Annotated in this window: 1 protein-coding gene; it reads left to right on the top strand. The window is 67.8% G+C overall.

The features are described from left to right. Positions 1–214 (top strand): transposase (locus ACH107_RS34055; protein WP_412509954.1); only part of this gene is annotated, 214 nt, incomplete at both ends.

The following is a 214-nucleotide window of genomic DNA, read 5'->3' as shown; positions in this document are numbered from 1 at the left end:
CGCCTGCATCGACATGAGCCGGCCCTACATCGCGGGGGTGGCCAGGCACCTGCCCGAGGCGGCGGTCACCTTCGATCGCTTCCACGTCGTGAAACTCGCCAACGAGGCGCTGGAGGAGGTCCGGCGCGCCGAAGTGCGGACGGAACCCGCCCTCAAGCGGTCGCGCTGGATGTGGCTGAAGGACAAGCATCACTGGACGAAGACGCAGATCGCG

Source organism: Roseovarius halophilus (ex Wu et al. 2025), assembly GCF_047086965.1.
This window is presented reverse-complemented; position numbering and strand designations above follow the sequence as displayed.